Raw genomic sequence first — 19063 nt, 5'->3', positions numbered from 1 at the left:
TAACCTGACACGAGGTCCTACATGTCTCAAACACTGATAGTGGCAAAATTCGGCGGCACCAGCGTAGCCGATTTTGAAGCGATGAACCGCAGCGCCGATGTGGTGTTGCAGGACGCCAGCACGCGTCTGGTAGTGCTCTCTGCCTCGGCGGGTATTACTAATCTGCTGGTTGCGCTGGCTGAAGGCCAGCAGGCTCCCCAGCGCGCTGTTCTGCTTGATGATATCCGCCGTATCCAGTACGCCATTGTTGATCGCCTGCAGCGTCCGGAAGTAATCCGCGATGAAATTGATCGGATGATCGACAATATCAGCATGCTTTCCGAAGCCGCCTCACTGGCAACCTCGAATGCCCTGACCGATGAACTGGTCAGCCACGGTGAGCTGATGTCATCACTGCTGTTTGTGGAAATCCTGCGTGAACGCCAGGTTAATGCGGAATGGTTCGATGTCCGCAAGGTAATGCGTACCGACGATCATTTTGGCCGGGCAGTACCGGATGTACAGGTGCTGGCGGAGCAGGCGACGGCGCAGTTACAGCCGCGCATTGAGCAGGCATTAGTCATTACTCAGGGTTTCATTGGCAGTGAAAGCGAAGGGCGCACCACCACCCTGGGTCGCGGCGGCAGTGATTACACCGCCGCGCTACTGGGCGAAGCGCTGAACGCGGCGCGTGTGGATATCTGGACGGATGTGCCAGGCATCTACACCACCGATCCGCGCGTGGTGCCGACGGCGAAGCGTATTGATGAAATTACTTTTGAAGAAGCCGCTGAAATGGCGACGTTCGGCGCGAAAGTGCTGCACCCGGCGACGCTGCTTCCCGCTGTACGCCGGGGTATTCCGGTATTCGTCGGTTCCAGTAAGGATCCGGCAGCCGGTGGGACCCGCGTCTGCAATGAAACCCGCAACCCGCCGCTGTTTCGTGCACTGGCGCTACGCCGTAAGCAGACGCTGTTAACGCTGCACAGCCTTAACATGCTTCATACGTTTGGTTTTCTTGCTGAACTCTTCAATATTCTGGCGCGTCATAACGTCTCGGTTGACCTGATCACCACCTCCGAAGTGAGCGTGGCGCTGACGCTCGACACCACCGGATCGACCTCAACCAGTGCCAGCCTGCTGACCCAGGCTTTACTGACTGAACTCTCGTCGCTGTGCCGGGTTGAAGTGGAAGAAGATCTGGCGCTGGTGGCGATTATCGGTAACCAGCTGTCAAAAGCGTGCGGCGTCGGCAAAGAGGTGTTTGGTGTGCTCGACCCGTTCAACCTGCGGATGATTTGCTACGGTGCCAGCAGCTACAACCTCTGCTTCCTGGTACCGGGCAACGATGCGGAAAGCGTGGTACGTACGCTGCATCGTAATCTGTTCGAGTAAACTTCTTTGCCATTCAGGCCGCGTCAGCGCGGCCTGAAAAGCGGCAAAAATGGTTCATATCTCCCTCATTACTCCCCGGCATGCGAATTCCGATAAAACCTGTTAATTCATAAAGTTAATTCCTGTTATTGCCAAATGGCAACCCCTTTCTCTGCGCATTTCGTGCACCTGCATTGCGCTCCCTTTCCGCAGATTTATAATCCCGCCGCTGAATCAATTCACCCAAATTTAGGAAATATCATGAAAAGGTTAGTCGCAGAGGCGCTGGGTACCTTCGTGCTGGTGGCCGGCGGTTGTGGTAGTGCCGTGCTGTCAGCTGCGTTCCCGGAACTGGGCATTGGCTTCGTGGGCGTGGCGCTGGCTTTCGGGCTGAGCGTGCTGGTCATGGCGTATGCGGTCGGTCACATCTCAGGCGGGCACTTTAACCCGGCGGTGACCCTGGGATTAGTGGCAGGCGGACGTTTTCCCGCGTCTCAGGCCATTCCTTACATCATCGCGCAACTGGCAGGCGGCATTGCCGCTGGCGCAGTGCTCTATCTGATCGCCAGCGGTAAAGGCGACTTCAGTGCAGCGGCCAGCGGCTTTGCGGCAAATGGCTACGGCGAACACTCGCCGGGCGGCTTCAGCCTGCAGTCAGGTATGATCGCCGAAGGGGTGATGACCGCTATCTTCCTGATTGTGATCATGGGTGCCACCAGCGAGCGCGCGCCGAAAGGCTTTGCACCTATTGCGATTGGCCTGGCGTTAATCCTGATTCACCTGATCAGCATTCCGGTAACCAATACCTCGGTTAACCCGGCACGCAGCACTGCGGCAGCCCTGTTCCAGGGGGACTGGGCGATCTCTCAGCTGTGGATGTTCTGGTTAATGCCGATTATCGGTGCCGTGATTGGTGGTTTGATCTACCGCGGTTTAGAGGAAAAAGCAGCGTAATTTCGTCAATATTCAGCGGATCGGCAGCAGTCGATCCGCATTTTCCCGCCTCGACCCATCTTCGCCTTACGCCATGATAATGAAATGTTATGATCCGGCCTTCGTCACGGCAGTCGTTCCTGCATGGCGACTCTCTATGGCAAATCTGCATAAAACATAACATTCTTATAAGGAAGTCTGGCTATGCTCGCCACGTTAACCCGCCTGTTCCCGCTCTGGGCCGTGCTGTTATCTGTCGCCGCTTATTACTCTCCAGGTACGTTTCTCGGCATCGGACCCTGGGTCACTTATCTGCTGATGCTGATTATGTTCGGCATGGGTGTGACCCTGAATATCGACGATTTTAAACGGGTCCTGACCCGACCTGCGCCGGTGATTGCCGGAACCTTTCTGCACTATCTGGTGATGCCGTTAGCCGCCTGGGGACTGGCAAAACTGTTTCATATGCCGCCCGATTTGGCTGCCGGTATGATTCTGGTCGGCTCAGTTGCCAGCGGCACCGCCAGCAACGTCATGATCTATCTGGCGAAGGGGGATGTGGCGCTGTCAGTGACAATCTCGTCAGTCTCTGCGCTGGTGGGTGTGTTCGCCACGCCGCTGTTAACCCGCTTTTATGTTGATACCCACATTGAGGTTGATGTGGCTGGCATGCTGCTGAGTATCGTGAAGATCGTCGTGATCCCCATCTCCCTGGGACTGATCATTCATCACAGCATGAACAGCGTGGTTCGCCGGGTCGAACCCTGGCTGCCTGCATTTTCGATGGTCTGCATTCTGCTGATCATCAGTGCGGTGGTGGCGGGCAGTCAGGCCTTTATTGGATCGGTGGGTCTGATGGTGATCGCGGCGGTGATCCTGCATAACGCGATTGGCCTGCTTGGCGGCTACTGGGGTGGCAAGCTGTTTGGCTTCGATGAGTCAACCTGCCGTACCCTGGCGCTGGAGGTTGGCATGCAAAACTCCGGACTGGCGGCGACGCTGGGAAAACTCTACTTCTCACCACTGGCGGCATTGCCAGGCGCGCTGTTCTCGGTGTGGCACAACCTGTCAGGTTCACTGCTGGCGGGTTACTGGTCAGGAAAGCCGATTAAGAAGAAGTAACAGTGGCGGCGCATTATTGCACTGCGCCGCATCTCACTGCTGCCGCGCCGGACGATCACCGCTCCGGCGCAGCAGGCTATTCACTCCGCTCAGTTTTATTCATAGTCACGTTCATCGTCGGGCTGTTCCAGCACCGTGTAGGCCACACTGCAGAACAGTGAATTCAGGCGCTTCATGTCGCCCAGTAAACCGAGGTGCAGCGAACTGGTCTCAATGCTCTGCACGTTCTGCTGGTGCAGCCGGTCAACATGCGCGTGAGAGTAGCGGCGGATCATCAGACGGAAGCGATGTTTAGCGCGGCGCAGACGTTTAGCGCTGGTGACATCGTGTGACAGAAACACCGACAGACTCATTCTGAGGTTAGCGATCAGCAGCTCATGCAGCTCCTGCAGCTCTTTTAATCCCTCGGCAGAGAAAGCGCGGCCCGCTGCCAGCGACTTGTCAGCGACATCGCCGCTCATCCGCTCAATGATGTCCCCGGCCTGCTCCAGATTTAGTGACATTTCAATGATTTCGCCCCAGCGACGCGAGTCCTCTTCGGGGAGGTCCTCTTTTGGCATCCGCGCCAGATAGAGTTTGATGGCGGTATAGAGCACATCGACATCATCATCCAGCCTGCGCACCGTGCGTTCCTCGCGGGATTCGCCATGTACCACCTTATTAAACGCCTCCAGCATCTGCTCCAGCACGTCGCCCATGCGCAACGCTTCGCGGGCGGCATTCACCAGCGCCAGCGCCGGCGTATCCAGCGCGCTGCGATCGAGGTGTTTCGGCTTAAGGTGCAGCGCGTTATCCACGTCGTCGGCGATCATACGACGACAGAGGCGCGCCATCAGGTCAGCAAACGGCACCATCGCTACGCAGCGGATCAGGTTGTAAAACACATGGAAGAAAATCACTAACTCTTCATCGTTGACCGGCAGCTTATCCAGCCACTCTGCCACAATATCGACAAACGGCAGGATGAACACGCAGCCGATCAGCTTGAACAGCAGGCTGCCGAGCGCCACGCGCTTGCCCGCGGCATTTGAGCCGCTGGCGTTGATCATCGCCAGCAGGCCGCTACCGAGATTGGCACCAATCACCAGACAGAGCGCCACCTTGAATGAAATCACGCCGGTGGCGGTGAGCGTCGCGGTGATCAGCACCGCGGCCAGGCTGGAGTAACTGATGATGGCGAATACCGCCCCCAGCAGCGCATCAAGCATCACGTCGCCGGTCAGGCTGGAGAAAAGCACCTGGACACCGGCGGCCTGGGTAATCGGCCGAGCCGCTTCGACAATCAGCTGCAGCGCCAGCAATATCAGGCCCAGGCCGATACTGGCCCGGCCTAACTGACCCGCACGGGTCTGCTTGCGGCTGAGGAAGAACACCACGCCAAAGAAGATAAACAGCGGTGAGAGCCAGGAGAGATCAAACGTCAGGATACGCGCCATAATAGCGGTGCCGACATCCGCGCCAAGAATCACTACCAGCGCGGGCGTCAGGCTGACCAGATTCTGTGCCACAAAAGAGGTCACCAGCAGCGTGGTGGCGTTGCTGCTCTGCACCAGCGTGGTCACGCCAATGCCCGCCAGAAACGCCATCGGTTTTTTTTCTATGCTGCGACTCAGGACGCGGCGCAGATCGGCACCGTAGACCCGCATGATGCCGGTTCGTACGATATGCGTGCCCCAGACCAGCAGGGCCACTGCAGAGAGTAAATTAAGCAGGGTTAACACGTGGTGTCGCTCCTCGAATGTCAGGCTCAAAGCACAGACTGCCAGCCTGACGGAAGAGAGCAATCTGTGAAGGGGATTGCCGTGCGATGCGTGATTTTTTCCTGTGTTTTAAGCCACCTGGCGCAAAGTCGACATCTCTAATTGTAGACCAATCTTCCTGCCAGCGGGGTGCAAATCCGCCGCCGATCGGTTAAGCACATCAACCGAAAGTTCCACATCATGCGCCCGGATACGATAGCGGATCACGTTGCCCAGCAGACTGTGGCTGAGGATTTCCGCAGGAATGCCCTGGCCCGGCGCAGTGAACAGCATCGATTCCGGGCGAATGGCCACCTGGCTATGGAAAGGCTGCCCGGTCAGTCGCGTCGCCTGCTCAGCGCTCAGCAGGTTGTAGTTGCCAATAAATCCGGCGGCAAAGAGATCGACCGGTTGGGTATAGAGCGCTTCGGCATCGCCATTCTGCACGATTTTGCCCCGGTTCATCAGCACGATACGATCGGAGAGCGTCAGCGCCTCCTCCTGATCGTGGGTGACGAACAGGGTGGTGAGATTCAGCTCGCGCTGGATGCGCCGGATTTGATCGCGCAGATGGCGGCGAATACGTGCATCCAGCGCTGACAGCGGTTCATCCAGCAGCAGCAGACGCGGACGCGTCACCAGCGAACGTGCCAGTGCCACGCGCTGACACTGCCCGCCTGACAACTGGTGCGGATAGCGGCGTGCATAATCACTGAGTTCAACCAGCTCCAGCACCTCCAGTACCCGCTGGCGAATCTGCGCTTCGGGCAGTTTCTGCATCTTCAGGCCAAATGCGACGTTCTTCTCTACCGTCATATTGGGAAACAGCGCATAGCTCTGGAACACCATACCGATGGCACGCTTCTGCGGGGCCAGCGGTACAATATCTTTGCCCTCCAGCCTGATTTCACCGCTGTCGACGCTGGTTAACCCCGCCAGACAACGCAGCAGCGTCGATTTACCGCAGCCGCTGGGGCCGAGCAGGGTGACAAATTCCCCTTCAGCGGCGCTGAAATCGATCTGCTCAAAAATGGGCGTGGGTCCATAGGACTTGTTCAGCTCTCTGACCTCAAGGTAACTCATATTCAGCCTCGTTCGGGATTCAGGGCGTTGGCCAGCCAGGTGACCAGCAGCACCACAAAGAAGTAGGAGATCACCAGGGCGCTGGTGAAGTGACCGCTGCCGTTACGCATGTTGAAGAGGTAAACCTGCAGGGTTTCATAGCGGTTGCCGACCAGCAGGTTAGCGAAGACAAATTCGCCAATCAGGAAGGAGAAAGAGAGCAGCACGGCAATCAGCATCCCTTTGCGCAGGTTGGGCAGCACGACCCACAGCGCCGCCTGCCAGGTGCTGGCACCCAGCAACTGCGCGGCATCAATCAGCTCTTTGAGGTTGATCGCCTGCATATTGTTCGCCAGCGCCCGGTAGATAAAGGGCAAGGCGATAGTGAAATAACAGCCGATTAAGATCCACGGCGTGCCGGTCAGCATCAGCGGTGACGAAGAGTAGAGTTGCAGTAATCCCACTGACGACACCACCGGCGGCACGGCGAAAGGCATCAGGATCAGGACGTTCATCACCGCATCCAGTCGAGGAAAATAGTAAGCGATTACAAACATGGCAGGCAGCACCAGCACCAGCGAGAACAGCAGCGCACCCAGGCAAATCAGCAGCGAATGGCCCAGCGCCGTCAGAAATCGCGGGTCGCTCCAGAGCTGGATGAACCACTTCAGGCTATAGCCCTGTGGCAGAATGGTGTTACTCCAGTCGGACGACAGTGCATAAAGCAGTGTGGCCAGTAAAGGCAGTGCCAGCAGGGTAAAGAGTAACCCGACCATTATCCGGTGATAGAGGTGCTCAGCACGTGACATGGCGGCTCCTTTCATGGCTGTTTCGCATTGAGATAGCTACGGCGCACCAGATACTGCTGCACCAGGGTAATCAGTGCCATAATCGCCACCAGCAGCATTGCCAGCGCGCTACCTGTGTTGGGATCCAGCGAGATATCGCCGGAGACCAGCGCGGCAATACGCACCGGCACCACGTTGAAATTACCCGTGGTCAGGGCATAAATCGTGGCATAAGCGCCCAGCGCATTCGCCAGCAGGATCACAAAGGTCCCGAGCAGCGCCGGAAACAGAATCGGCAGGCCGATGTGCCACCAGTAGTGCCAGCGGCTGGCACCCAGCAGCGCAGCGGACTCCTGCCACTCTTTTTTCAGCCCGTCGAATGCCGGGTAGAGCAGCAGCACGCCCAGCGGGATCTGGAACCAGGTGTAGACCAGCACCATGCCGTTGCGCGAGAAGAGTCTGAAGCTCTCAACCAGACCATAATGGCGCAACAGCAATGTCAGGCAGCCGTTCAGCCCCAGCAGAATCACAAAGGCAAACGCCAGCGGGACACCGGCAAAGTTGCTGGTCATGTTGGTAAAAGCGATGAGAAAGCGCTGCAGTCGCCCGCCGCCGAGCTGATGCAGTGAATAGCCGGTGACCAGTGCAATCAGTAAGCCGTAGACGCTTGACCAGAGTGAGATATCCAGCGAAAAACGAAATGCCTGCTGGTAGAAGGGCGAGGTGAGAATGTCCTGATAGTTATCCCAGCCCCACTGGCTGTTCATCTCACTCCAGAAGCTGTTAATGGCGATCCACAACAGCGGTGCCAGCTGAAAGGCGACCCAGAACAGGGTGAACGGTAACAGCAGCAGCAGCGCGACTCCTTTTCCTCTCATCTCTTCGGCTCCGCCAGCAGGCCGCGACAGACCGGCTTGTCATGCGCCACCTCAAGCAGTTCACACAGCGTGCCGCACAGATCGGTCTGCTGCGGTGCCAGGTCAGGCTGCAGCGAGAAAGCCCGGCCAAAGACAAACAGCGGCACCGTGGTCTCTTCCGGCAGAATGCCGCCGTGGGAGCGATCGTCATTCATACCGTGATCGGCGGTCACCATCACCTGATAGCCCTCAGCCAGCCACAAGGGCATCCACTGAGACAGCAGGCCGTCGGCGATGCGTGCCCGGTTGCGGTACTGTGGCGAGGAGAGGCCCGATTTATGACCGGCATCGTCGATATTCATCGGGTGGATTAGCAGAAAATCGGGATCGTGACGCAGTCGCAGGCTCTCTGCATCTTCAAACAGATGCGAGTCGGGATAGCTATCGTCAGAATAAAAATGGCCATACTGAATGGGCAGGTCCGGCGCGTCAGTGTGACGATCGCGCGCCGGAACGAACGGCGTTCGGTTATAAAGCTCACTCACCCAGTGGTAGGCCGCCGCCGCAGTCGTCAGTCCCGCTGCTCGCGCAAAGTGAAAGACGCTGCGCTCGCGGCTTAACCGGCTGACGCCATTATGAATAATGCCGCTTCTGACCGGCGGAACACCGGTCAGAATGCACTCATAAAGCGGGCGTGACAGCGAGGGTAATTCACAGGTCATACGGTAATAAAACCCGTTGCCCTGCGAACATTCGGCATGCAGGTAACCCATTGCATGTTGTGCGACCTGATTGCTCAGGCCGTCCAGCACTACCAGGATGGTCTTCATTCCGTTCTCCCTGCCGCGAATTACTGCTGCATATTGATGATGACGTTTTCCTGCCACAGGCGCGGCAGCATTTTCGACGATTTATCCCAGGCAGCCTGATCCTTCACCGGACGGGCATTTTTATATTCAGATTGCGGCAGCAGGCGAGCCTGAACGTCCGCTGGCAGCGTCAGATGCTCGGCACGGATCGGACGGGCATAGCCCTTCGCCAGATTGATCTGTCCCTGGTCTGAGAAGATATATTCGCGCGTCAGTTTTGCGGCGTTAGGGTGTTTCGCATATTTGTTGATGACGGTGGTGTAGCCGGAGGTCACGGAGCCATCAGACGGGATAACCACTTCGTAGCGGTTTTTGTCGATCTGGTCCCGGTAGTTAAGGGCGTTAAAGTCCCACACCACCGCCATCTGCACTTCGCCTTTTTCGATATTGGCAATCACCGGATCGGTAACGCCAAGACGACCCTGTTTGGCCAGATCGGCAAAGAAAGCAAGCGCCGGTTTCAGGTTCTTCTCATCGCCACCTAAGGCGTAGTTTGCCGCCAGTACGCCGTTGGCCGCCTGAGCTGCCACGCCGACGTCACCGATAGTAACCACATACTTACCTTTTTTCAGATCGGCCCAGCTGTGGGGGATATCTTTAACCTGCTGCTTGTCGATCAGAAAGGCGATGGTGCCGGTATAGGCCAGCGCCCAGTGGCCATCTTTATCTTTGGCCCAGGCCGGAATCTGATCCCAGTGAGTGGGTTTATAGGGCTGGGTCACACCTTTAGCGACAGCGATCGGGCCAAAGGCGGCACCCACGTCACCGATGTCAGCGCTGGCGTTCTCTTTCTCTGCATCGAATTTCGCCAGCTCCTGCGCCGATGACATATCGGTATCGCTGTGCTTAAGGCCATATTTGCTGCTGATGTCGTTCCAGGTATCTTTCCAGTTAGCCCAGCTATCCGGCATCCCGACGCTGTTGACCTGGCCTTCACTGCGTGCCGCTTTTTCCAGGGCGGCAAGGTCGTTATCGGCGGCCTGCGCAACGGGCAGGGTGAGCACTACAGCACTGGCTACTACAGAGGCGATAAACGCTTTCATCTCAGTTGCTCCGGGTGTAAGTTGATGGGCCTGGCTGGTCTAGTCCAGCAAGAACCGAGCCAATGTAGCCCCTGTATATGAACGATTTATGACAGGGCGGCGCTGTGCAGGGGATGGGCGATGAAAGAGGTGACCCGTTCGCCTGTCAAAGGCGCGTTTACCTGAACAGTAAGAGTGCGGAGTCGCACCAAAATGAGGCTACTGTTGTGGAGTCGATAGCACTCAAAACGGCGGATGCGATCGCCAGCGTCCTGCTGACGCGCATTCAGGCCGGAGAGTTCAGCGCCGGGCGACTGCCGGCGGAGCGTGCCTTAAGCGAGGCGTTCAGCACGACCCGGATTACCCTGCGGGAAGCACTGGGCAAGCTGGAAGCCCAGGGGATGATCTACCGGGAACTGCGTCGCGGCTGGTTTATCGCACCGCCGCGACTGATCTATAACCCGCTGCATCACAGCCACTTTCATGCCATGGCAATGGAGCAGGGACGGCAGGCGGCCACCGAGGTCATCGCCGCCGAACAGGTCGCGGCGCACGACAGCGTGGCGACGGCGCTGCGGCTGGCATCCGGTTCGTCGGTTTACTGCATCCGCCGCCTGCGGCGCATTGACGGGCGCGCGGTGCTCTATGTTGAACACTACCTCAATCCGCGTTTTTTCCCTGGTCTGCTTGATGAAGATTTGACCCGCTCACTGACCGATCTCTATGACCAGCGCTACGGCATTCGTTACGGTGGCGCGCGCTTCACCATCCTGCCTGGCCCGCTGCCGGAGGTCGCCGCACCCATGCTGAATGTGGCACCGGGCAGCCCCGGTTTGTTGATCACCCGCATCAATCGCAACCAGCAAAAAGAGGTGATTGATTGCGACTGTGAATACTGGCGTTACGATGCGCTCTGTGTTGATGTGGAGGCCTGAGGAGTTATTGTGATTTGCGTCACACTCGCGCATGATATCGCGCGATAACAACTCCTTTTTTAAGGCGCAACATGAGTGACAAAAATCCTTTGGCCCGCCACCTTGCAACGGTACTGCAATGGGTGCTGAATCTGGGTCTGCTGAGTCTGGCGATCATCCTGATCGTCTTTTTAGGCAAAGAAACTATCCATCTGGCAAACGTGCTGTTTAACACCAGCGAGCAGTCATCCTCCTATCTGTTGATTGAGGGAATTGTCATTTATTTCCTCTACTTCGAATTTATTGCGTTGATTGTTAAGTACTTTCAGTCGGGTTATCACTTTCCGCTGCGCTATTTTGTCTATATCGGTATCACGGCAATTATCCGCCTGATTATCGTCGACCATAAAAATCCCTTCGATACGCTCTGTTACTCTGCGGCGATTCTGATTCTGGTGGTCACCCTGTGGCTGGCAAACAGCAACCGCCTGAAACGCGAGTAATCCCCCTGCCGTCTGTCATGACGGCAGGTGTTCGCATCGCGTCTCTGCGCTAAACTAGCGTCCTGAAAATTATTGGGAGTGGTGCTATGTCGCAAGACGCGCTCAGCTTATTACGTGCACTCAACTGGCTTTCTCCGTCGCAGGCAACCCTTGCGCCGCCATTGCTCGACTGGCTGATGGAGGAGGATTCAATGACGCGCCGTTTTGAACAACATTGCCAGCGGGTCACGGTTCAGCCGCTGCGTGAAGGCTTTATCGACGCCAGCGAGTTGGGTGATGAAAAGGGCTTGTTGCCAGACGATAAACGCTTCTGGCTGCGCGAAGTGCTGCTGTTCGGCGACGATCAGCCCTGGCTGGCTGGCCGTACGCTGGTGCCGGAAAGCACCCTCAACGGGCCAGAAGCGATGCTGCAGCAACTGGGCACCCGGCCGCTGGGCCGCTATCTCTTCTCCTCTTCGACGCTGACCCGCGATTTTATTGAGCCGGGGCAGGTAGAGGGATTGTGGGGACGGCGCTCACGCCTGCGTCTCTCCGGCAAACCGCTGCTGCTGACTGAACTGTTTTTACCGGCATCGCCGCTCTATCGCGATCTGGTCTGAGGATCCTGTGGTGCAAAATAGCTTAAGTATAAATAAATGGCGGGCCTACACGCGCCTGATGCGTATCGATAAGCCTATCGGTACGCTGCTGCTGATGTGGCCAACGCTCTGGGCATTATGGCTGGCTGACATGGCGATCCCGCCGCTACCGGTGCTGGCGGTGTTTGTTGCCGGGGTCATCGTGATGCGTGCAGCCGGTTGTGTGATCAATGACTATGCCGATCGCAAAGTAGACGGTTATGTCGAACGCACGAAGCATCGGCCACTGGCCAGCGGCGCGGTGAGTGCAAAAGAGGCTAAGCTGCTGTTCGTGATCCTGGCTCTGGCGGCTTTTGCGCTGGTGCTGACCATGAACATGATGACGATTATGCTCTCCGTGGTGGGGCTGGCGCTGGCCTGGGTCTATCCCTTTATGAAGCGTTATACCCACCTGCCGCAGGTAGTGCTGGGTGCCGCCTTTGGCTGGGCAATTCCTATGGCATGGTCCGCAGTTAGTGAGTCCTTACCTCTGGTCTGCTGGCTGGTATTCATCGCCAACATCTGCTGGACGGTCGCTTATGACACCCAGTATGCGATGGTGGATCGGGATGATGACCTGAAGATTGGCGTGAAGTCGACCGCGATTCTCTTTGGCCGTTTCGACAAGCTGATCATTGGTCTGCTGCAACTGGCGACGCTGCTGCTGATGGCGCTGGTTGGCCTCATGCTGCATCTGAACAGCGCCTTCTACTGGACGCTCTTGCTGGCCGCCGCGCTGTTTATTTATCAACAGAAGCTGATCGCCGGACGCGAGCGGCAACCCTGTTTCCAGGCTTTTCTCAATAATAACTATGTCGGGATGGTGCTGTTCCTCGGTGTACTGATGAATACCCCGCCGTTCAGCCAGCTGTTCTGATAGAGAGTTTACAGACATAAAAAGGCGATCCGGGAGGTCGCCAAACCTGATGAGGATGAATCTGGCAGCAATGAATGAGCTCAACGCGCAGGGAACATGGGCAGAAGAGGAAAGCGTCCCGCGCCAGGGACAAAAACGCCGGGAGCGTTTTTGAACAACGCAGAGCGTTGGTCCGGCAACGGGCGCACCTCAGGGATGAGGTGCGTAATCGCGCGGGCCGAGCAGTCAGGGATGACGCTTTTACGTCTTTCCGATCTGACGATGTTCCCTGAGCAGGCACCGTCTTACAGCGAATCGGACCAGACCTGGCCTATAAAAAAGGCGACCTCATGAGGTCGCCTTTTTACTATGCGCGCTGCGGTCAGTCGTGCGCCACAGCGGTTTCAATCGTCATACGGACATCGCTGGTGACCAGGTCTGCCAGCATATGCCAGGTCGCCAGAGTCTGCGCAACATCGGCATCACCGCTGTCGCTGATATACCCTTCATCGCGCAGGGTCAGGACCAGTGAGGTAAAGACCGCTTTGTCGAAGAATTCCGGAGCATTGATACCGTGCAGCACCGACAGACGCTGTGCCAGCGTCCGGCTCTCTTTCTCCAGCGTGCCGCGGTTAATCGTCGGCTTGGCGCTGAGAATGGAGAACGTAATGGCATAGCGCTGCAGTGTTTCACGCACACCGGCGGCCAGCAGTTGCAGCGTGCGATAGCGCGCTGAGGAAAAGCGCAATTCGCCGGCTTCGAGCGTAATCAGGCCCTGACGCGCCAGCTCCTGACTCAGTTCGGTCAGCAGTTGCGGCAGCTCATCGGTCTGCCAGCGCAGGAACAGCTCACTCTTCAGCATCGGGTAGATCAGGCTCACCTGACGCAGCAGTTCTGCTTCGCTCAGCGTCTGATGCTGCTGAACTATGGCGGCAATCAGCGACGGCATCACCAGCATGTGATGAATATTATTGCGATAGTAGGTCATCAGCACCGCCTGCTCACGTGGCAGAATGATGATGTCGCCAATGCTGTCCTTTTCACTCTCAAACTTATTCATACCCATGGCGTGATCCAGCAGCGCTTCCGCTGAAAGATCGGGTACGGTCGCATTTGGCGAGTAAGGCACGTTGCGCAGCAACTGGGTATAGCACTCCAGTTGTTCAATCAGCTGTTCACGGGTTAGTGAGCGCTGACGTGACGCCAGCAGGGCGGTGACACAGAGGTTCATGGCGTTAGCCGCGCCCGCTTCATTGATACGCACCATCAGGCTGGCAGCAATATCGTTGACGGTCGGAGTTAACCAGCTGGGACGCTGCGGCTCAATCGGATCGATGGCATCGCGCCATTCCGGTACCCGCTTGTTGAGATAGTTGACCAGCGGCAGGGGTTCGCCAAAGTTCACGTAACCCTGACCGAGATTGCGCAGCTTGCGTAAGCCGCGCACCATCTGCATGAAGCCCTCTTTCTCTTTCGCCGCGCCGCGCAGTTCTTTAGCGTAAGTGCCCACTTCCATTACGTGCTCATAGCCGATATAGATCGGCACCAGCGTGATAGGGCGATTTCCGCCGCGCAGCATCGCCTGCAGCGTCATGGCTAAGGTGCCGGTTTTAGGGTCCAGCAGGCGACCGGTTCGTGAACGGCCTCCTTCGACAAAGTACTCAACCGAATAGCCGCGGGTGAACAGCTCGCCGAGATATTCGCGGAATACCGTGGCGTAGAGCTTGTTGCCTTTAAAGGTACGACGAATGAAGAAGGCGCCCAGACGACGGAAAATCGGGCCGGCTGGCCAGAAGTTGAGATTGATCCCGGCTGCGATGTGCGGCGGCACCAGGCCCTGATGATAGAGCACATAGGAGAGCAGCAGATAATCCATGTGGCTGCGATGACACGGCACATAGACAATCTCGTGGCCATCCTGCGCCAGCTGGCGGACTTTTTCGCCGCCATTGACGTTGATGCCCTGATAGAGCCGACTCCAGAGCCAGCCCATCACGCGGTCAGTTACGCGGATGGCTTCATAGGAGAAGTTTGCCGCAATTTCCTCCATCATCTCGACAGCGTTCTGCTGCGCTTTCTCATGGGAGATTTTTTTACTGCGTGCTTCATCCTCTACTGCTTTTTCAATCGCTTTGGATTGCAGCAGACGATTAAACAGATCCTGACGCGCCGGCAAGCGCGGGCCAATCGCCGCCAGCCGCTGGCGGGCAAAATGAATGCGCGCCACGCGAGCCAGCTTCTGGGCGATCGACTGATCCGTACCGTGTTCAGTTGCCATGCGGCGCAGCGACACCGTCGGTGAGAAGCGGACAAAACTGTCGCGCCCGTGCCAGATCACCGCAAAGAACTTCTGCACCCCGTTCAGCACCCGCAGGTGTGGCGTTGCTTCGCCCTGGACTTCACGTCCTGGTGCGCGGCCAAACATCACCGTGACCGGCAGCATCTGAATATCCAGCTTAGGGTTATTGCGATGCAGGTCCAGGTAATCGTGAAAGATTTTCACAGATTCAACGCTGGGCACAAAATAGGGGAAGACGCGTGGGCCATTGTGGATAAACACGTGACGCGGCAGCAGAGAACCATCAATCTCCAGCGGAGTGAGCGGGTCGGGCAGATGATGCCGCAGACACTGTGCGCGTAAAGTCAGTAAGTCGGCCTTCGAATCGTAAGGCAAAACATACATAATAGGTCGGGTCGGATCCAGACCATGTTCAGACACGGGATCGGCCGGAATGGCCTTACTTTTTACCAAAAACGACAGTGGTAAATTAAGCAGTTTGTAATAGAGTTTACGCCAACCTGACATAGACAACATGAAGCCTCTTGTTAGCAAAGCGCCGCAAGCATACCAGAAAGCGCAGCGAAGATCTGTGGTGGTGCCAATTGCACGCAGCCCAGACATTGACGTCAATCCGATGAAAGGGTTCCCACATCATGGCAAATAATGCCACCGGACTTATCAGAATAGTAAAAGCTGCAGGTTACTCATGGCAGGGACTGCGTGCCGCCTGGCAACATGAAGCTGCGTTTCGGCAGGAAGCGCTGGCTGCGCTGGCCGCTATTGTTATCGCGTGCTGGCTGGATGTCGATGTGGTCGCCCGCATCCTCATGATTGGGACGGTGGTGCTGGTGGTCATTGTTGAAATCCTCAATAGCGCCATTGAAGCGGTGGTCGACCGTATTGGTCAGGAGCATCATCCGCTGGCGGGCCGGGCAAAAGACATGGGTTCGGCGGCGGTGTTGATCAGCATCTTACTGGCACTCTTCGTCTGGATCGCGCTGCTCTGGACACATTTGCGATAAGCCTTCCATAACGCGTCTGAGGGCGCGTTTTCCCTGACAATCGGTTTCCATTTCACCAATACCTGTATATACTCACAGCGACTGTATAAACAACCAGGGGGCGGGATGAAAGCATTAACCAGCAGGCAGCAGCAGGTCTATGACCTGATTCGCGACCATATTTCTTCAACGGGCATGCCGCCTACGCGTGCCGAGATCGCCGCGCAGCTGGGCTTCCGTTCGCCGAATGCGGCAGAAGAGCATCTGAAAGCGCTGGCGCGCAAAGGCGTCATCGAGATCGTTTCCGGTGCATCGCGCGGCATTCGACTGTTAATGGAAGTAGAAGCCTCAGAAGGGCTACCGCTGATTGGGCGGGTTGCTGCCGGTGAGCCGATCATGGCGCAGGAACATATCGAAACCCACTATAAGGTCGATCCGGGCCTGTTTAAGCCGTCTGCTGACTTCCTGCTGCGCGTCAGCGGAATGTCGATGAAAGATATCGGGATTATGGATGGCGACCTGCTCGCGGTGCATAAAACCCAGGATGTGCGTAACGGCCAGGTTGTGGTTGCCCGCATTGATGATGAAGTCACCGTTAAGCGCTGGAAAAAGCAGGGTGCTATCGTGCATCTGCTGCCTGAAAACAGCGATTTTGACCCGATTGTTGTCGATACCCGTGCGCAGTCACTGACCATTGAAGGTCTGGCAGTTGGCGTGGTGCGCAACGGCGAGTGGCTCTGATTCTTCTGCCAGCGTGCATTCGTCTTCTCTGATGCTATTCTGTCTGCCCTAATTTTGTCGCTGCCTCTTTTGCGCAGCGACACTGAGCACGGAACGGCGAATGCGCTTTATTACGGCAACCGATAAAAATCTCTGGCGGCTTGCGCTGCCGATGATCCTTTCAAACATCACCGTTCCCTTACTGGGAGTGGTCGATACTGCAGTAATTGGTCATCTCGACAGCCCTGTCTATCTTGGCGGGGTTGCGGTCGGGACGACAGTGACCAGCTTCCTTTTTATGCTGCTGCTTTTCCTTCGAATGAGTACTACTGGCCTTACGGCACAGGCGTTTGGCGCGGGCGATAAAACCGCTCTGGCGCGCGCGCTGACGCAACCGCTGATTATCGCGCTGCTGGCGGGCGTACTGTTCATCGCTTTGCGTTATCCGATTATTCAGCTGTCGACCCATCTGGTTGGCGGCAATCCCGATGTACTCGAACAGGCGGCACTGTTTATTCAGATTCGCTGGCTCAGTGCGCCTGCCACGCTGGCAAACCTGGTCATTCTGGGCTGGCTGCTGGGCGTGCAGTATGCACGCGCGCCGGTGATCCTGCTGGTCGTGGGGAACCTGGTTAACATCGTGCTCGATCTCTGGCTGGTGATGGGGCTGCACTGGGGTGTCGCGGGGGCGGCCACCGCCACGGCGCTGGCAGAGTACATCACGCTGGGTGTCGGCAGCATCATGGTCTGGCGGGTGCTAAAACTGCGCGGAATTACGCTTAGCCTGCTGAAGCAGAGCTGGCGCGGTGACAGCGGCCGGCTGCTGCGACTGAACCGGGATATCATGCTGCGCTCTCTGATGCTGCAACTCTGTTTCGCCTCGCTGACCGTGCTGGGCGCGCGACTCGGCCCTGATGTGGTGGCGGTTAACGCGGTATTACTGATGTTTATTACTTTTACTGCCTACGCGCTGGATGGCTTTGCCTATGCGGTTGAAGCTTTTGCGGGTGAGGCGCATGGTGCAAAAGATGGCAGCAAACTCCTGCGCGTCTGGCACTCTGCCTGTCGGCAGGCGGTGGTGGTGGCGCTGTTCTTCTCGCTGATCTATGCCATTTTTGGCCCGCAGATCGTTACCCTGCTGACCTCTCTTCAGTCACTTCAGCAGACAGCGGACCGCTATCTGATCTGGCAGATGATAATGCCGTTGATCGGCGTCTGGTGTTATCTGCTGGATGGCATGTTCATCGGGGCGACGCGCGGGCGCGAGATGCGTAACAGCATGGTAGTAGCCGCAGCCGGCTATTTTCTGACACTGCTTAGCGTACCGGTGCTGGGTAACCATGGTCTTTGGCTGGCAGTCACGGTTTTCCTGGCGCTGCGCGGCCTGTCGCTGTGGCTCATCTGGCGTAAACACTGGCGTCAGAACAGCTGGTTTGATGCCTGAGTCAGCCGTTGCTGCACGCAAGCCGATACGGATTATTCTGTATTATTCCACGGTTAAGAAATTGGCTACTACAATTAACTTTATGCAGCGCAGTTAACCAGCGCTTTGTATCGTTATTTTGTTAAGCAGCAAGATAATCATTAAACCCGAGGATTGGAGGTCTGCCATGAATAAAGACGAAGCAAGCGGCAACTGGAAGCAGTTCAAAGGCAAAATGAAAGAGAAATGGGGCAAGCTGACCGACGATGATATGCAGGTTATCGAAGGTAAACGCGATCAGCTGGTCGGCAAAATCCAGGAGCGTTACGGCTCTACGAAAGATGAAGCCGAGCGCGAAGTAACCGACTGGGAAGGTCAGAACAAAGATCACCGCTGGTAATCAGACAATAGCTTGATAATCAGCTGAATGCGTTCCGGTGGGCCCTCACCGGAACCGCACAAGGATGTGCCGATTATCCGCGTTTCCCCCGCTTTTTACCCTCATCCTGATGGTCATGCTCGCAGCTTTCATGGTGCGTACAGGCTTCAACCGCAGCACAACTTTCACATAAACCATGCGCTTCAATCACGCTGTGGCGTAATGCAAACTGCGCTTCACCTGCCAGGCTAGCAATAATCTTCTCTACGCCCTGCGCCTGCTTCTCTGTAACGGCGGCACAGCGGTCACAGACCAGCATCACCGACGTATGTGCTGGTGCCTCAAAATGGTGACACATGACGTAGCTGTTGTTGGATTCCACCCGATGAATGAAACCCTGCTCCAGCAGGAAATCAAGCGCCCGATAAACCGTGGGAGGCTTGGCCTGCGGCTCGCTGACCCGGAGTTGATCCAGCAGATCGTAGGCGCTGATCGAGCCAGGCTGCTCGGCCATCAGGCGCAACACTTCAGCACGCTGCGAAGTCAGACGCACACCGCGCTGCAGGCACATCTTTTCGGCCTGAATCAAAATTTGCTGCGACGTCATGTTTGTCATGAAAATTC

Annotated in this window: 19 protein-coding genes; 11 read left to right on the top strand and 8 right to left on the bottom strand. The window is 56.8% G+C overall.

Features of this window, described 5'->3' with window-relative positions; all coding sequences use genetic code 11:
- The first annotated feature begins 21 nt into the window (after positions 1-21).
- From lysC to panS, 3 genes are all read left to right on the top strand, one after another.
- A complete protein-coding gene (gene lysC, locus ACR8BN_RS17935) occupies positions 22-1374 on the top strand; it encodes a lysine-sensitive aspartokinase 3 (RefSeq protein ID WP_022625207.1) in 1353 nt (450 codons plus the stop codon).
- A 240-nt stretch (positions 1375-1614) separates the two neighbouring features.
- A complete protein-coding gene (aqpZ, locus tag ACR8BN_RS17930) occupies positions 1615-2307 on the top strand; it encodes an aquaporin Z (RefSeq protein ID WP_434747194.1) in 693 nt (230 codons plus the stop codon).
- Positions 2308-2490: 183 nt separating this feature from the next.
- The gene (gene panS / locus ACR8BN_RS17925; protein ID WP_434747193.1) at positions 2491-3408 is read left to right on the top strand and encodes a ketopantoate/pantoate/pantothenate transporter PanS; all 918 of its coding nucleotides are present in this window, start codon (positions 2491-2493) and stop codon (positions 3406-3408) included.
- 95 nt (positions 3409-3503) lie between these two features.
- On the opposite strand, the gene ACR8BN_RS17920 is transcribed toward panS, so the two are convergent.
- The 6 genes from ACR8BN_RS17920 to ACR8BN_RS17895 form a co-directional block, all read right to left on the bottom strand.
- Positions 3504-5129 carry a Na/Pi cotransporter family protein gene (locus ACR8BN_RS17920; protein ID WP_031593875.1) on the bottom strand — a complete coding sequence of 542 codons (1626 nt, stop codon included), beginning with the start codon at positions 5127-5129 and terminating at the stop codon, positions 3504-3506.
- Positions 5130-5237: 108 nt separating this feature from the next.
- Complete coding sequence (locus ACR8BN_RS17915) at positions 5238-6230, bottom strand: ABC transporter ATP-binding protein (protein ID WP_039392085.1); 993 nt, start codon at positions 6228-6230, stop codon at positions 5238-5240.
- A 2-nt stretch (positions 6231-6232) separates the two neighbouring features.
- Positions 6233-7018 (bottom strand): ABC transporter permease, encoded by a 786-nt coding sequence (locus ACR8BN_RS17910; protein ID WP_031593877.1) that lies wholly within the window; start codon positions 7016-7018, stop codon positions 6233-6235.
- 11 nt (positions 7019-7029) lie between these two features.
- The gene (locus ACR8BN_RS17905; RefSeq protein ID WP_010252254.1) at positions 7030-7875 is read right to left on the bottom strand and encodes an ABC transporter permease; all 846 of its coding nucleotides are present in this window, start codon (positions 7873-7875) and stop codon (positions 7030-7032) included.
- On the bottom strand, positions 7872-8684 hold the full coding sequence (locus ACR8BN_RS17900; protein ID WP_039392082.1) for an alkaline phosphatase family protein: 813 nt from the start codon (positions 8682-8684) through the stop codon (positions 7872-7874). Before ACR8BN_RS17900 ends, ACR8BN_RS17905 begins: the two co-directional genes overlap by 4 nt.
- Before the next feature lie 20 nt (positions 8685-8704).
- Positions 8705-9766: an ABC transporter substrate-binding protein gene (locus tag ACR8BN_RS17895; RefSeq protein WP_010252250.1), complete on the bottom strand. Its 1062-nt coding sequence runs from the start codon at positions 9764-9766 to the stop codon at positions 8705-8707.
- Between the two features lie 206 nt (positions 9767-9972).
- On the opposite strand from ACR8BN_RS17895, the gene ACR8BN_RS17890 reads away from it, so the two are divergent.
- The 4 genes from ACR8BN_RS17890 to ubiA all read left to right on the top strand — a co-directional run bounded on the left by ACR8BN_RS17890 (position 9973) and on the right by ubiA (position 12656).
- On the top strand, positions 9973-10680 hold the full coding sequence (locus ACR8BN_RS17890; RefSeq protein ID WP_022625213.1) for a UTRA domain-containing protein: 708 nt from the start codon (positions 9973-9975) through the stop codon (positions 10678-10680).
- Positions 10681-10751: 71 nt separating this feature from the next.
- Positions 10752-11162, top strand: a complete 411-nt coding sequence (gene psiE / locus ACR8BN_RS17885) for a phosphate-starvation-inducible protein PsiE (RefSeq protein WP_031591808.1) — start codon at positions 10752-10754, stop codon at positions 11160-11162.
- Positions 11163-11248: 86 nt separating this feature from the next.
- Positions 11249-11761: a chorismate lyase gene (ubiC, locus tag ACR8BN_RS17880; RefSeq protein WP_109654275.1), complete on the top strand. Its 513-nt coding sequence runs from the start codon at positions 11249-11251 to the stop codon at positions 11759-11761.
- 58 nt (positions 11762-11819) lie between these two features.
- Positions 11820-12656, top strand: a complete 837-nt coding sequence (ubiA, locus tag ACR8BN_RS17875; RefSeq protein WP_406627629.1) for a 4-hydroxybenzoate octaprenyltransferase — start codon at positions 11820-11822, stop codon at positions 12654-12656.
- Positions 12657-13017: 361 nt separating this feature from the next.
- Here the strand turns inward: ubiA and plsB are convergent, their stop codons facing one another.
- A complete protein-coding gene (gene plsB, locus ACR8BN_RS17870; protein WP_031591803.1) occupies positions 13018-15441 on the bottom strand; it encodes a glycerol-3-phosphate 1-O-acyltransferase PlsB in 2424 nt (807 codons plus the stop codon).
- A gap of 128 nt (positions 15442-15569) precedes the next feature.
- Here plsB and ACR8BN_RS17865 point away from each other — a divergent pair, with 128 nt between their 5' ends.
- The 4 genes from ACR8BN_RS17865 to ACR8BN_RS17850 all read left to right on the top strand — a co-directional run bounded on the left by ACR8BN_RS17865 (position 15570) and on the right by ACR8BN_RS17850 (position 18460).
- A complete protein-coding gene (locus tag ACR8BN_RS17865) occupies positions 15570-15938 on the top strand; it encodes a diacylglycerol kinase (RefSeq protein WP_039392133.1) in 369 nt (122 codons plus the stop codon).
- Positions 15939-16043: 105 nt separating this feature from the next.
- Positions 16044-16658: a transcriptional repressor LexA gene (gene lexA, locus ACR8BN_RS17860; protein ID WP_434747192.1), complete on the top strand. Its 615-nt coding sequence runs from the start codon at positions 16044-16046 to the stop codon at positions 16656-16658.
- A gap of 100 nt (positions 16659-16758) precedes the next feature.
- On the top strand, positions 16759-18081 hold the full coding sequence (dinF, locus tag ACR8BN_RS17855) for an MATE family efflux transporter DinF (RefSeq protein WP_425011576.1): 1323 nt from the start codon (positions 16759-16761) through the stop codon (positions 18079-18081).
- A gap of 166 nt (positions 18082-18247) precedes the next feature.
- Positions 18248-18460, top strand: a complete 213-nt coding sequence (locus tag ACR8BN_RS17850) for a CsbD family protein (RefSeq protein ID WP_031591796.1) — start codon at positions 18248-18250, stop codon at positions 18458-18460.
- 73 nt (positions 18461-18533) lie between these two features.
- Here the strand turns inward: ACR8BN_RS17850 and zur are convergent, their stop codons facing one another.
- Positions 18534-19055, bottom strand: a complete 522-nt coding sequence (gene zur, locus ACR8BN_RS17845; RefSeq protein WP_039392129.1) for a zinc uptake transcriptional repressor Zur — start codon at positions 19053-19055, stop codon at positions 18534-18536.
- Positions 19056-19063 lie beyond the last annotated feature (8 nt).

The organism is Pantoea sp. Lu_F5_004 (genome assembly GCF_051136245.1).
GTDB lineage: Bacteria > Pseudomonadota > Gammaproteobacteria > Enterobacterales > Enterobacteriaceae > Pantoea > Pantoea agglomerans.
Note: the sequence above shows the minus strand (reverse complement) of the source record. Positions and strands in the feature narration are given on the sequence as shown.

Excerpts from the sequence above, each read along its gene's own strand:
- lysC (WP_022625207.1), top strand. The coding sequence starts at position 22 with ATGTCTCAAACACTGATAGTGGCAAAATTCGGCGGCACCAGCGTAGCC.
- aqpZ (WP_434747194.1), top strand. The coding sequence starts at position 1,615 with ATGAAAAGGTTAGTCGCAGAGGCGCTGGGTACCTTCGTGCTGGTGGCC.
- panS (WP_434747193.1), top strand. The coding sequence starts at position 2,491 with ATGCTCGCCACGTTAACCCGCCTGTTCCCGCTCTGGGCCGTGCTGTTA.
- ACR8BN_RS17915 (WP_039392085.1), bottom strand. The coding sequence starts at position 6,230 with ATGAGTTACCTTGAGGTCAGAGAGCTGAACAAGTCCTATGGACCCACG.
- ACR8BN_RS17910 (WP_031593877.1), bottom strand. The coding sequence starts at position 7,018 with ATGTCACGTGCTGAGCACCTCTATCACCGGATAATGGTCGGGTTACTC.
- ACR8BN_RS17905 (WP_010252254.1), bottom strand. The coding sequence starts at position 7,875 with ATGAGAGGAAAAGGAGTCGCGCTGCTGCTGCTGTTACCGTTCACCCTG.
- ACR8BN_RS17900 (WP_039392082.1), bottom strand. The coding sequence starts at position 8,684 with ATGAAGACCATCCTGGTAGTGCTGGACGGCCTGAGCAATCAGGTCGCA.
- ACR8BN_RS17895 (WP_010252250.1), bottom strand. The coding sequence starts at position 9,766 with ATGAAAGCGTTTATCGCCTCTGTAGTAGCCAGTGCTGTAGTGCTCACC.
- psiE (WP_031591808.1), top strand. The coding sequence starts at position 10,752 with ATGAGTGACAAAAATCCTTTGGCCCGCCACCTTGCAACGGTACTGCAA.
- ubiC (WP_109654275.1), top strand. The coding sequence starts at position 11,249 with ATGTCGCAAGACGCGCTCAGCTTATTACGTGCACTCAACTGGCTTTCT.
- ubiA (WP_406627629.1), top strand. The coding sequence starts at position 11,820 with ATGCGTATCGATAAGCCTATCGGTACGCTGCTGCTGATGTGGCCAACG.
- plsB (WP_031591803.1), bottom strand. The coding sequence starts at position 15,441 with ATGTCAGGTTGGCGTAAACTCTATTACAAACTGCTTAATTTACCACTG.
- ACR8BN_RS17865 (WP_039392133.1), top strand. The coding sequence starts at position 15,570 with ATGGCAAATAATGCCACCGGACTTATCAGAATAGTAAAAGCTGCAGGT.
- lexA (WP_434747192.1), top strand. The coding sequence starts at position 16,044 with ATGAAAGCATTAACCAGCAGGCAGCAGCAGGTCTATGACCTGATTCGC.
- dinF (WP_425011576.1), top strand. The coding sequence starts at position 16,759 with ATGCGCTTTATTACGGCAACCGATAAAAATCTCTGGCGGCTTGCGCTG.
- ACR8BN_RS17850 (WP_031591796.1), top strand. The coding sequence starts at position 18,248 with ATGAATAAAGACGAAGCAAGCGGCAACTGGAAGCAGTTCAAAGGCAAA.
- zur (WP_039392129.1), bottom strand. The coding sequence starts at position 19,055 with ATGACAAACATGACGTCGCAGCAAATTTTGATTCAGGCCGAAAAGATG.